This is a genomic window from Pseudoalteromonas sp. Isolate6 (genome assembly GCF_022398435.1).
Classification (GTDB): Bacteria; Pseudomonadota; Gammaproteobacteria; order Enterobacterales; family Alteromonadaceae; genus Pseudoalteromonas; species Pseudoalteromonas galatheae.
In genome coordinates, this window is the sequence record NZ_JAKEVK010000121.1 from 1 (window position 1) to 13,951 (window position 13,951).

9 protein-coding genes are annotated in these 13,951 nt (G+C 42.2%); 2 read left to right on the forward strand and 7 right to left on the reverse strand.

The genetic code is table 11. The annotated features are described in order from the left end of the window. Positions 1-210: 210 nt before the first annotated feature. Complete coding sequence (locus L1D50_RS15290) at positions 211-2,259, forward strand: ATP-binding protein (protein WP_239966340.1); 2,049 nt, start codon at positions 211-213, stop codon at positions 2,257-2,259. 49 nt (positions 2,260-2,308) lie between these two features. Here the strand turns inward: L1D50_RS15290 and L1D50_RS15295 are convergent, their stop codons facing one another. Then, entirely contained in the window at positions 2,309-4,852 is a 2,544-nt protein-coding gene (locus L1D50_RS15295) for a TonB-dependent receptor (protein WP_239966341.1), read from the reverse strand. Positions 4,853-5,210: 358 nt separating this feature from the next. Between L1D50_RS15295 and L1D50_RS15300 the strand changes: the two genes are divergently transcribed. Beyond that, positions 5,211-5,696 (forward strand): hypothetical protein, encoded by a 486-nt coding sequence (locus tag L1D50_RS15300; RefSeq protein ID WP_128727056.1) that lies wholly within the window; start codon positions 5,211-5,213, stop codon positions 5,694-5,696. Between the two features lie 74 nt (positions 5,697-5,770). Here the strand turns inward: L1D50_RS15300 and rmuC are convergent, their stop codons facing one another. From rmuC to L1D50_RS15330, 6 genes are all read right to left on the reverse strand, one after another. Then, positions 5,771-7,252, reverse strand: coding sequence for a DNA recombination protein RmuC (rmuC, locus tag L1D50_RS15305; protein WP_239966342.1), 1,482 nt, complete (start codon positions 7,250-7,252; stop codon positions 5,771-5,773). Between the two features lie 62 nt (positions 7,253-7,314). Then, entirely contained in the window at positions 7,315-8,001 is a 687-nt protein-coding gene (locus L1D50_RS15310; RefSeq protein WP_239966343.1) for a response regulator, read from the reverse strand. 5 nt (positions 8,002-8,006) lie between these two features. Then, positions 8,007-8,210 carry a hypothetical protein gene (locus L1D50_RS15315; RefSeq protein ID WP_128727059.1) on the reverse strand — a complete coding sequence of 68 codons (204 nt, stop codon included), beginning with the start codon at positions 8,208-8,210 and terminating at the stop codon, positions 8,007-8,009. Positions 8,211-8,444: 234 nt separating this feature from the next. Continuing rightward, positions 8,445-11,537, reverse strand: a complete 3,093-nt coding sequence (locus L1D50_RS15320) for a DEAD/DEAH box helicase (RefSeq protein ID WP_239966344.1) — start codon at positions 11,535-11,537, stop codon at positions 8,445-8,447. Positions 11,538-11,707: 170 nt separating this feature from the next. Further along, positions 11,708-12,670, reverse strand: coding sequence for a ParB N-terminal domain-containing protein (locus tag L1D50_RS15325; RefSeq protein WP_128727061.1), 963 nt, complete (start codon positions 12,668-12,670; stop codon positions 11,708-11,710). A 13-nt stretch (positions 12,671-12,683) separates the two neighbouring features. Continuing rightward, complete coding sequence (locus L1D50_RS15330; RefSeq protein ID WP_128727062.1) at positions 12,684-13,916, reverse strand: AAA family ATPase; 1,233 nt, start codon at positions 13,914-13,916, stop codon at positions 12,684-12,686. Between the last annotated feature and the right edge of the window lie 35 nt (positions 13,917-13,951).

The window sequence follows — 13,951 nt, forward strand, 5'->3', positions numbered from 1 at the left end:
TTTACTAACTAAACCAGCGACAGGTCACATTTTTACTAACTTACTTAGTAAAATTTTGTTCTGAGTTTATTTTGACTAAAAACCAAAATATGACTAACCTCAGATTTATAAGCACTTCATTCTGCTGTAAACCCCCTTTACACTTTCCATATTTACCCCACTTTTCCATGTAAAACTATAAAACTGATTATAGTACGTTGAAGTTGATACATGACCCCCATTAAGAACTTAATAAAAGCAGTAGCACTGCTTACAGCGATGCATTGCCAGGCTGGGAATACAGTTATCAAGGAAATAGAAGATTTAGAAAAGGCAGGAAAATACACCGAAGCCTTAGTTAAAATTGAAACGGCCAGCGTCAGTGAAGAAGAAGAAACGCGATATCAAGCGATTTATTTGCAGGCCATGATTTATCGAAAGCAGGACTTATACGAGAAATCAATATCTACACTTAGTTATATTGAAAAGCAATTTTTTCTTACCGAAGCACGTAAGTATGATGTATACAGAGAGATAGGTATTAACTATCGTCACTTAAGCCAGCTTGAAAAGGCCGAGTCTTTTTACTTAAAAGCACTCTCTTCAGCCGAAGCAATGAATAAATCAAATTTAGTTGCGCAAACCTATAATAACCTGGGTGTAGTTGCCGACCATAGAAATTTGCTTGCGCAATCTATGCAATACCACTTAAAAGCATATGAATTGCTAAAAGGAACTGATCAGTACGAAAAGCAAGGGGCTAATTTTTATAATCTTGGTGATATTTCTGTGCGTATGGGAGATAAGGAGAATGCTGAGTATTTCTTCCAACAAGCTCTCGTTGCAGATAAAGCTTCAAAAGAATTACGCAACGTCGCTGGCACAGCCCTTCGCTTGGGAGAGCTAAAGTTTAAAAATGGTAAAACGGACGAAGCATTAGCGCAAACAAAAGAGGCCATTGAATTTCTAAAAGAACTCAATGCTAGGGTTTCACTCGCTAGGGCATATCGTAACTCAGCGCTGATCCATATAGCCAAGGCAGACTTAGACAATGCGTTATCAGATGCACTTGCAGGCATTGAATATGCCACTCAAACCAGCTCAACACTGCAACAATTTTACGCCTACCTGACGGAGTTAGAAGTTAGGCTAAAACGCAAAGAAGTAAACAAAGCAAAAACACTACTCACCAAGCTGGACGCTCTAACCGAAATTGAAACGGCAGAGCTGCTGCTCGAAAAATATCATCGCCTTAAAGCGATAACGCTTGCTGCACATCATGAATACGCTCAAGCTTTCCAATTTCTGAAGTCGACTTCAGAACTACAGGCTCGACTTCATGAAGCATTACTGGAAAAACAAGTAAGTACCTATAAAGCCAGTATTGACGCGCTTATTCAATCTCAACAACTTGAGCAAGCCCGCTCTGCACAAGCCATAACCGAGGTTAACTTAGAAAATGCCAAGCTATCCACACAAATGTGGGTGATCACTGCAATCTCGACCTTTTTAGCTGGATTATTTCTAGTCGGTTTTTTTGTCGTCAAACATAGAAATGCGGCGCTAAAAGCAAAAATGTATCAATTGAATATTGAGCATAAAGATAAAATGCTGGCCGATATTTCCCACGAGTTACGCACGCCACTCAGTGTCTTAAAACTCCATATCGAAGCGATGGAACACAATCTTATTGATGACAGCACGATTGCATATGCCAAGATCAACAACAAGATAAATCAGCTAAATGAATTGATCTCGAACGTATATCAATTGTCTCAAGCTGATCATGACGCGCTTGTTATCCATCCCCAGCAGCATGGCGCGAAAACGGTTATCCAAAGCTATGTGTACGATATTGAAAGATTAGTAACAAGTAATCAGCTGCAATTTATCGCCGACATTCACGTCGATGATATGAGTATTTACATTGATAAACCGAAGCTGGATAGGGTTATCGATAACCTTGCTAAAAATGCATGTTTATATACAGATAAACCCGGCAAGGTAAGGTTTAAAGCTGTGGTCAATAAGCAAGGACTATTTCTACAAGTAGATGATAGCTCACCAGGCGTATCTGAGGCCGAGCAAAACAAACTGTTTGAACGTCTGTATCGTGTCGAAGCATCGAGAAGCCGTGCAACAGGAGGCTCAGGTCTTGGTTTATCTATTTGTAAGAGCTTGATTGAAGCGATGAATGGAAAAATCACAGTGAAGTCAGGGAAGTATGGCGGTTTGTGTATTCAGATAAACTTACCTCACGCGGTAGATGTATCAGCATAAAGTACAAAAGGCCAAGCAGATGCTTGGCCTTTTGACTTTCTATGCTTGCTTAGAAACGATAGCTGATATTGCCATACACGAAACGACCATCGGTGTTATATGCCGAAAACGCAGAGTACGGGAAGATCTGATTAAACGTTGTATAACCAATATTACTAACAGTATCTTGTGGATATTGATCAAATAGATTGTTAGCGCCTACTGCAAACTTCCAGTGGTCACCGAGGTTATAAGCCACTTCTAGATCAGTGATCCATTTAGCGTCTAATACTTCATCGCCTTCTACTGCGCTCGAAGAATCTACCGTTTCACCATAGCGTGTGGCACGTAATGTCGTCTGCCAATCACCAAATTGCCAAATTGCAGCTAAGTTCCATTTGTCTTTTGGTGTTCCATCTTCAAATCGTGCAATTTCACGACGAGCAAAGTACTCGTAGCTGTCACCAAGGGCTTCAAGCTCAGCAGGATTTGCTTTTACATGCGTAACTTCAGTGTCATTGATGTTTAGCGCGGCACTTAAACGCAGATCACCGTAGTCGGCAAGATCAAAACTATACGTCGCTACGATGTCCACACCTTCAGTGCGCGAGTCGATAGCATTCGTGAAGTACCTTACACTTTGCGTATTGAGCTCACCCGCTTGCTGCAAAATATTGATGACCTCAGGACCACCCAAGTTCTCAGAAAGTACGATGCGATCGTCGATGTCAATGCGATAAGCATCCACGGTAAATGAGAACGCATCCAATGTAAAAACAAAACCCGCCGTCATATTGACCGACTCTTCCGGCTCAAGCTCTCGAGCACCCAGCGCTTTTGCAGCAGGAGTATCAACAGGGAAGTGACCAACTTCACTCGGTACGCCATTTTCAAATACCGTAGCAATTGATTTATAGGACGTTTGAGCCAATGAAGGCGCTCTAAAACCTGTACTTACTGCACCACGTAGTGAAAAGTTATCCGACACCACATAGCGCGATGCCAGTTTACTGGTGAAAGTGCTGCCAAAATCACTGTAATCTTCAAAGCGACCCGCCAAGACGACGTTCCAGTCCTGCGTTAAGTAGGTATCAAACTCTGCGAATAAAGCGATGTTATGACGAGATTCATCGACAGCACTTGCTGGTGAGAAACCAGCGAGTACTTGCGCACCACCAGCCGCAACGGGATTACCTTCAACATCAAGCACGGTGAGGTAAGAAGCTTCTTCACCGACTTCAATTTCGTAGGTTTCGCGGCGATATTCTGCACCAATAGTGAAAAATACGTCATCCGGTAAGCCTAAATCCAATGCCGTTTTAGCATCAGCATTCACGAGCCACTGTGAATAGACTAAAGCGCCGTTATTAAACTCAGTCGGGCTTGTTACCCCCATCGAAGTATTCAAACTATTTACGACACCCAAAGCGAAGTCATTCACACCATAGTTTGTACTGATATCGTAATCCCACTCACCTTGAGTGCCTTTGACACCAAGCGCAAACGAGTAATCATCTACATCGCTGACGATTTGAGGCAAGAACCCATCTGGGTATACCGCTGTTAGGTTACGACTGTCATTTGCGCGACGATAGAAACCACCGGAGTTACCTTCACGTGTCGAGTAGCTACCAAATGAATAAAGTTCGGTTTCCGCATCTAAGCTGTAACCCGCATTATAAAATAGTGCAAAGTCTTCCACTTCGGCTTTACCAAAACGGTGGTTGTAGCGATCGAATGAAAACTCTCTTGAGTCAAGTTGGTCATTTTCATCACGAGCATATTGCTCTCTTGGATCGAAGCCTGAACGATTAGTCGGTTTTTTATCTCTATATTCAGCAGACAGATTAATAAAGCCATCATTACCTAAAGCAAAACCGATGTTGGCACCAATTGTTGTAGTACCACCATCATTACGCTTACGGTCATCTCCTAATACAAAGTCTAAATCGCCTGCTGCGTTTGCACGAGTTTGTAATAAATCAGGTACACCTGCCATCTGTGTATCATGCTCACCATAGGTCACGCTAATACTACCGCCTTCTTCGGCATCTTTAAGCACGATATTAATAACGCCAGCAATGGCATCTGAGCCGTATTGAGCAGCAGCACCATCACGTAAGACTTCTATACGCTTAATCGCAGCAGCTGGAATGGTATTTAAATCAACCGCCGTTGAACCACGACCAACAGTACCGTTTAAATTCAATAATGCGCCGGCATGACGACGTTTACCATTTACCAGCACTAAGGTGTGATCCGGTGCTAAACCTCTAAGCACTGCCGGACGAGCGTGATCCGTACCATCCGCCAGCGTTGAATTTGGGAAGTTAAAACTAGGTACGAGCGTAGTGAGTACTTGGCTCAGCTCCAGCTGACCTGTACTTTGCATATCTTCTAAAGAGATGACATCTACCGGCACTGTACTCTCAGCAACACTACGAAGACTTCTTCGCGTACCAGTGATTTCGATGACTTCAACACTTTCTTTGGCTTCAGTGTTGTTACTTTCCGCTTGCGCATGAATTGAAATAGTTGAAAGAAGCGCAGCACCGACAGCCAACGAGAGTGGCTTGCGAACAGCGTTTTCCAGCTTGTTATTAATAAATTGCATAGTTTGTCCCGTGAATATGTTGAACGCAGAGTCTGTAAAAGACCGATTATTACTTAATTTAGTCAATATGAAGATAAATCAAGACTGAACAAGGTACCCCAGTAAATAACACAGAATACAGTACGATACCTATTCAACTTACGACTACAATGTTGGTACTTACTTATTCAATACCAGCTTAAGATTAAGTAATCTCATATCAGAAAGGATGCGGATTTTAGAATTATTCTTTCATTGATAATAAAGAATTTTTAGATCTACCTTATGCTTCATAAGACTCTGGTCTGATGTGTATTCACTCCATCTTTACTCCACATTGAAGCGCTTAAATACCAGCATGCAGAAACGGAGAGTACCCATGACACAACGGACGCTAAAACATGCTGAATGGTTGAAAATTGTTGAATCTAGAGCGAACCAACAGCAACTTCAAATAAAGCCAAAAAATAAACTATCGCCAGCTGTGATCTGGACTTTTGTACTAGCCACTATGATTTCACTGGTCAGTGCATGGGCACTTATCACAGAAATGCCTGAAGCACCCATTCAGCAGCTTAGTCAAGAATCCCAAATGCGTATCAATCGCTACTTTACCAAACAGTATATGGTTGGAAGCTGGCAGTTCTCACATTTAAAAACCAGTAAAGATGACATCAATGTGTTTATCCGTATCCCGACTAAACTTGCATTAACGGGACAGGCACTGAAAGGTTATATCGAGCAATCACTGTGCCCACCGGCCAGTAGCAACGTTTGGCGTGATGTCAGCCAATTTGCGCTTTATATGCACTTGTATTCGGATACGCCACGCCACAGCGACTATGCCAAGTGCAAGGCACCTTAATCATCTGATATTAAATTCTTTTATCTTTCGTTCAAAGGCCCTATGGGCCTTTTTTGCTTTTTGGATTTCAAAGGTTATTTCGAGCTGTCGTGATTGCCAAGCTGACTTACCGGCTCGAGCTCAAGTTTGGCTTTTTCTTCGAGTTCTTCGGGTAGCTCTTTGACTACAGCAACACCTAGCTCTTTAAATTCAGAGGCTTGCTTAATTAAGTTGCCTTTACCCATATACAACTGAGAAAACGCGCGTTCATAGCTCTCTTTTGCTTTATCAAGCTGTTTGCCCACGCCTTCCATACTATGTAGGAAGCTATTGAGCTTGTTATAAAACTTTTCAGCACGGAGCGCCAGCTCTCTGGTGTGTTTGCTTTGCTCTTCAAAACGCCATAGCTGTTTGACTATATTAAGACTGGTTAAAAGTGTTGTTGGCGTTGCTACCAATACATTGTTTTGTAAAGCATCCTGATAAAGTGTTGGCTTATGCTTAACCGCCTCAACAAATGCAGATTCCACAGGGATAAACATAATGACCACCTCTGGGGAGTTAAGACCAGGTAAGCGCTCATAAGATTTACTACCCAGCTCTTTGATCCTTGCAGTGATGGCTTCGGTGTGTGCCACAATGGCTTGATTCGCTTCACTATCGGTTGTGGCGTTGATATATCGTGTATAGGCATTCAATGAGGTTTTAGCATCAATTACCAGATGACGAGATTGCGGTAAGTAAACCACGACATCAGGGCGAAACTTGCCTTCGTCGGTATTAAAGTTTACTTCTCGCTGATAGTCGTACCCCGGACGTAGCCCAGCGCTATCTAGCACATTTTCAAGCATGAGTTCGCCCCAGTTACCTTGTGCTTTCTTTTGCCCTTGTAATGCGGTGGTCAAACGATCTGCTTGCTCAGTCATGGCTTTATTGTTGGCTTGTAAGTGCAACAATTCAGTTTTTAATGACGCCCGTTGCTTCAGCTCTTCACTATGAATGGCTTCCATTTTATCTCTAAAGCCCTTTAATTCACCTTGTACTGGCTGCAACAACTGCTGGATTTTTTCTTTACTTTGATGACTAAAACGCTCGCTTTTCTCATCAAATATTTGATTCGCGAGATTGTGAAACTCTTCTTTAAGCTGGACTTTCGCTTGTTCAAGCTGCGCAAGCTGCTGCTCAAAGCTTAGTTGCTTTTGCTCCAGCAAGGTTTGTAGATTGGCCATTTCAACTTCTAACTCATGAGCATGCACTTGAATTTCTTCCTTAGCATCGAGCTCTCGCTGCCACAACTGCTGATATTCAGCGGCTTGCCGTTGACGCTCAGCTAACCTTGCTTGCAATTGCTGCTGTTGGCCATGACTTTGTAGTTGCTGCGCTCTTAATTGCTCAGCGAGTTGCTCGGCTTGGCTTAGTTGTGACCTAAGTGCTTGCTCGGAGGCGAGTTGAGTATTGAGTTGATTTTTGAAAGTGCTACGCATGACCCAAACAACGGGGAGTAGAGTAGCCGCACCGCCTGCGAATAGCGCAAGACTAAACCATGCAGGCGTATTAGAGAGCATTGACCAAAGCATATTGAGATCTCATCGGTTCTTCTGCTTTGATAATACCTTAGATATAAATTTCAATCACTTAGTCATTCAGTGATCTGTTGACCATTGTAGCGATATCCGGCGCCATATACCGACTCTACAATTTTCGGAGATAAATCTAATCCTTTGATTTTCTTTCTGATATTTTTAATGTGGCTGTCGATTACGCGATCCGAAATATCAAAGTTATCCGGTTGAATATAATCAAGAATTTGCTGTCTTGAAAAGACACGATTTGGTGCGTCATATAAAAGTGCAAAAACATCAAATTCAACTTTGGTTAAGCCTAATGTACTGCCATTCAGTTTAACCGTTAATTCTTCGCGATTTACTTCGATAGGCTTTTGATACGCATTGGAGTTTACACAACGGCGTAAGATTGCTTTCATACGCATCACTAATTCAGCAGCGCTAAAAGGTTTACATACATAGTCATCTGCGCCGACTTCTAAGCCCTGTAAACGGTCTGCTTCTGCCACTTTGGCAGTCAGCATCACAATAGGTACTTCAGAAAACTCTCGAATTTGACGCATACACTCTACGCCATCTTGGTTCGGCAACATAATATCCATCAAGATCGCATCTGGTTGGTTTACCTTTACCCAAGGTACAACCTCTGCACCGTCTGCAATATGAAACATTTCAAAACCGGATGCTCTAAAAAATAACAGCACCTGCTCTGCAATATCTTGGTCGTCTTCGACGAGCAAGATTCTTGATGGGGTAGACATAGGATTTATTTACTCTTTGCTTTTAACTTTTTCAATTGCTGTCTAACTTGACGCTTTAATTTGTCTGAAAGCGTGTCATCGAACAGTAACATGGTAAGTATACTAGACAAGTCGTCTGAACTCGCAACTTCATTAAGTAGATCATAGTCTGATTCTGATTGTGTCTCAATAAAGTTTAAGTGTGAAATTGTCGCATCGTTGCAAAGCATAACGTTATCCTAATTAGTCTATGGCGTTTCTCCGTTATAGCTATTAAAGCGTGAGATTATGGAATAAAAATGGAGTGAATGATGTTTTTTTATCAAAAGAAAAGCCAGCTTAATTAAGCTGGCTTATTACAATCAGTAACAAAGGGGGAAAATCAACATATGCTCACTGCATCAACAATGCCACAACAAGCACTATCATAGACCTTCAGCTTTGTTGATTAGTTCCAAATTTTTTTAATTTTTTATCAGCGCGAGCATCTGTGACTCATCAAACTGACCAAGATTAACGCCAGACTCAGCAAACAGAGCGTCAACAAGGGCTTGTTTATCGCGTTGCATCTTAAACACTTTCTCTTCGATAGAGTTCGCCATAATCAGCTTGTACACGAATACCGGCTTATCTTGTCCGATACGATAGGCACGATCTGTCGCTTGATTTTCCACCGCAGGATTCCACCAAGGATCAAAATGGATAACCGTATCTGCTTGAGTCAAATTCAAACCAGTTCCCCCTGCTTTTAGGCTTATCAAAAAGACATTGCATTTGCCTTGAGTAAACGCCTCAATGGCTTTATCCCGTTGTCTGGTCTGCCCTGTCAGCATAGTGTATTTCAACTGTTGCTGTTGACACTGCTCAGCAATGAGATCTAGCACGCTGGTAAACTGGCTGAAGATAATTATCTTACGGCCCTCACTGAGTAGCACAGGCAGGTGTTGTGCAAGCCACTCAAATTTAGCGCCGTGTTGGTCGGTCAGCGATTTATCGACCAATTGTGGGTGACAGCAGATCTGACGTAACTTTAACAAGGCATCGAGGAACGCCAGCTTGCTTCTTTCTACACCTTGTTCCTGAAATAGATTGAGCAATTTGCTTTCTACTTGGTGCTGAACACCTTGATATAATTTATGTTGTTCATCAGAGAACTCTAATTCTTTGATGAGCTCTGTCTTATTGGGTAGCTCTTTCACCACCTCAGCTTTTGTACGACGAAGAATAAACGGCGCGATCAGCGATCTAAGTTCTCGAGCTCGAGGGCGATCTTGCTCCTTTTCAATTGGGATCTGGAAGTGTTGCTTAAACTGTTGCTTGGTGCCCAGCACATCTGGCATCACAAAATCAAGCAACGATTTAAGCTCGAGTAAGTTGTTCTCTACCGGTGTGCCACTTAAACAAAGCTTGAAACGGGCGGATAGGCTTTTTACGCATTTAGATATTTGTGCGCTTTCGTTTTTTATATATTGCGCCTCATCCAACACAATGGAATCAAAATCAAGCCCTTTATAGTACGCCACATCGCGCTTAAGTAGCGGATACGTCGTTAGAATAAATCGCGCACCAGAGAGGTTAGTGAGTGCTTCCTCTCTATTAGAGCCATGAATAATAGTAAGTGGTAAATGCGGAGCGAAACGCTTAAATTCGTCACGCCAGTTCCCTACTAAACTCGTTGGACAGACAATTAAACTTGGCTGTGTCACCAGCGTATTATGCTGAGAAATAAAGTAAGCAATAACCTGAAGTGTTTTTCCAAGGCCCATATCATCGGCTAGAATGCCACCTAACTGATGACGATTGAGGAACTTAAGCCAATTAACGCCTTGCACCTGATAATCTCGTAGGGTGAAGCTCTGCCCTTCGCTGGCAGGGATCACTTCAAGACTTTCTATTGGTTTATCTAGCTCAGCGAGATACTCAAGTAGCTTGTGATCGTCAGAGTCGGTATGAATATGGTCCAATTCAAACAGCTTTTTGGCATACGACAACGGAAATTTAAATTGTGAGCTTGAAAGGTAATAACTAAAACGAGATTTAAGCTCCAGCAATTCATCAAATACGGACTTGCTTATGGCGTAGAACTGCTCACCGATTTCGACGTAGCGATATTCATGGGCAAGGTTGTTAAGCTCATGAACCGGATGCTTATCCCAGTTGAGCGTAACGGGCTTGTCATCTAACATCACCTTTCCGAGCACATGATGTTGTTTATCTCGTTTGAGGCTTAACAGCACTTTTGGTGTAACAACAAGGCCATTGCTTGGCAACTCGTCAACAACCCAACGTTTACCCTGTAAAAGCGGCCTGATCTCCCTGTTAAACCAATGGACTTCAACGCCATCCTCGGTTGGTAATAAGAATTCGTCGCCCTCATGAACAAAACCCAGACCTGTAAGTACCTGCTCTAACCTTGCTAACTGCTTTTTCGTCGCGCCTTTTCCAAGTGGCTCAATTGCAAAGCGAATTTTATTTGGCCTATCTAGTTTTATAAGCTTAGCGACATTAGATTGCTTACTCGCTAACTGCGAAAATCCAGCAGGAGGCGCAATGACATCATCCGTAAAGATATCTTGGAAACGCGCCATCACCTGCTCTAGCTTCTCTGCCGTTATTGTAGGCATAGTATGAAGGTGGGCGATTTCCTGCGCGGTAAGCTCTGACTCTATTCGGCCAACGATCAAGTTCTCTGTATCTATATACACAGGAGGTTCTGTTTTAATCAAGCGCCAATGCTCAACATTCGCAAGGCGGCTTTTAAGTTGGTATTCATTGCCTTCTTGATGCCAATAAAAATCTAGCGTTTGCTTGTGTCCAAGCTCCAAAGGTTGGCGCTGGTTACGATAAAAGCAGCGGTGAGTATGTACCAATTGTGTTAGCGCATTGAAACCCCAAGCACCAAATAGCTCAAAGTGGCCTGGTGTGTTTTGCGAGCGGATCCAGCTAAACAAGCGGAAATCGTTTTCTAGTAAGCCAGCTGGCGCAACTTGGCTATTGAGCTGCTGTTCTGTTAGCACTCGACCCAGAGGGTAAACACCGTCGGGCCGATTTGGCGATACCTTAGGGTTTACAAGGACTTCGTTTGCCCGAGGCTCTAATACGAAGAGCAAGACGTTTTCCGCGTCTGCTTTATCTACTTGCTGCAACTGCCCGAGTTCATTAAACCAATCATTAACCAAATAGGCTTCACCAAAGCCGCCAGAATGTTCGATTTTAAGTTTTAGCAATACTGCAGCAATGTGTCGGCATTTAGGATTATTCGAACAAGAGCAGTTTGCCTCAACCGAAACCGTACCTTGTGATTGGTTTATTTTGATGTGTTGAGTGAAGGTATTGCCATAATTTCCCAATACCTGCGCGTCAATTTGCGCAAAGTTTTCGCTGTGTTGGAGGTAGCAGACTTGTTCGTCTTGTAAATACTCCTTAGCTTTCGTAAGTAAAGCTGAATTGAAGTACTGACGAAGAAAACGTTCAGACAAAGGAAATTGATTAGCTTGTTCCTGTTTGATTTCTTCAAATAAAGCGAAAAGTTGCTCTTTAGATAACTGCGAAGACATTAAATGCACGTCAAAATTGAAATAAAGAGCCAGTATATGAAATTAGTGATTTGAGCTAAAGAGAGAAATGCGAGAAATTCGTTAAAAAAGCACTGGTTGGAGGTCAACTGGGTAGAAAAAGCGCTGAGTTGCTTGATAATTCAACCAACTCAGCAATTCTTGTACGAACCTTAGTTATAGCTGCTTAGCAACTTTTGCAATTGCTCTAAACGCTTATCAGTCAATACTCGATTATCTATTTTCACGGTAACATCACCGCTTTTTAGATTTCTTTGCACTCGAATGTAGTCGTTCTCTAACATGGATTCGACGCGAGAATCGCTACTTCCGAATGTAGTTAAGAATTTAGTGATCTGAACAGCACGTTTCTCATCTGACATCTCTTCTGCCATAAAGTCTTGCGTTTTAAGCGCAGCAATTTGCTCTGAAAACAGGTCAGGCTGCTCTTGCTTTGCAGTAATGAGCTTTTTAGCCGCTTCACGACCCAAATGATTTGCCGTTGGATACAACTGTAATACTTCGACCGGAATGCTTTCATAAGCTTTCAACGCATCAGCAATAGCTGTGTGAGAAACGCCTTCCACGGCTGCGATTTCTCGATACGATCCTTTTTGGCCCTGCTCGATCAAGTTTTGCTTAGTGTCAAAATAAGCTTTACCTAACTCCCAAAGGCTTGGAGCGATGTATTGATCGGAAGATACCGCTAATGTTTTTGCATCTTCGTCACTAAAGTCTTTCGAGCTCAACACCACATAATCTGCTTCGGCCAGCAAACAGGCTTTACGGCGTCTTGAGCCTGATAAAACGTGAAGTTTGCCGTTGTGATGCCAACATAGAGCAGGGTGGAGATTTCGCTTATCTTTTTTAATGGCAGGTAATATATCTGCGACTGCTTTTTCGCTTAATAAAGATTGCTCGCGGCGATTCTGCCCATATACGGTGGTTTTACTCTCAATTTCACTAAACGGCACTACTTCACAGGTTAGTACTATGGTTTTTGTCGGATCGCTTGGCGCAGGCATAGTAACCACGTCGCCTACTTTAGCCTGATCTAAAAGATCGTCGAGACTACTCCCCTCAACCGCAGTAGCAAAAGGATCTATTCGTGTATCATTTTTACGTTTTCTAGCCATTATTAATACCTTTTTATTCTGCTAGCGAAGATTGTGTTGAAGGCCAATTTGAACGGATCAGCATCTCTAATTCATCAACCACATCTTTGATATTTTCTTGCGCTTTTAGCAATGCTTCACGACTTGCTAAACTATCTGAAGTCTTTTGGTCAAAAATTGTATTAAATGATGAAGAGCTCGCCGTAATTGCAGAGCTGTGATTGATTGGATAGCTCATTACTTGACGGCCAAACGCACTACGTACATCTTTAACGATATCACGCTGAGAATGGTTGCCTTTAACATAGTTAGTGACTAAAAATTGCATAAAGTCCCAGCCTTCGTGACCAAGAGCAGCAACAGTATGGTATATCTCACCAAGACGCTTCAGGTATTTATTGTTAGCGTCGAAGTCAACAGCCTCTGGATGTACAGGTATTAACATCGCCGTAGACGCCATCAATGCGTTATAGAACATAAAATTAAGAGAAGGCGCGGTATCTACTAGGATAATATCAAACTCGTCTTGTACGGGCTCTATAACCTTCTCTTTAAGCTTATGGTAATGACGTGTCTTTTCGTAGCTTGAACTTTCCTTTAACTCTGTTGCTGTTTCATGTTCAAAGTAAAAGTCATCCATACCTGAAGGTAGTACACGAATATTTGGAATGTGGGTTTCTTGGAATGAGTTAGAGACAAGATCTTTCCATGTTTCACCTTCATCTAATTCAATGCAATCTCTCATTAGATCACCAACCGTGATCGGTTCATGATCATTCGATGGAAAAAAGCTTGATGATGATCCTTGTGGATCGAGATCAATGATCCCAATGCGATAGCGCTTAATATTAGTTGTAGCTAGTGCCGCAGCGATATTCACCAAGCTTGTTGTTTTACCACAACCACCTTTCAAACTATTGATCACAATGACTTGTAATTTATCGTTAGACTTTCGTTGATCTGCATTTACACCCAGAACATCTGCCATAGCGAAGATATTTGCTAATGTGTATGCATAATGACCGTTTGCACCTTTCTTTATATTAATGGTATCAAAGTCACCTTGGTCATGACGTCTTTTTAGTGTTCTATTATTTACACCAAGTAGATCTGCGGCAGCCTTTTGCGTATAAGTTCTGAGCTCTTTTTCTTCAGTTTTAAGATGAGCTCTATAATGTTGAATACGACCAGCAAGCGATTGTTCAGCTACTTCTGCCGTAGCTTTCAACAGCCGGTACGTTGATAGCGCATTGTTATTTATAGACATACACATTATCCTTTATTTGATAACGAATATTATAA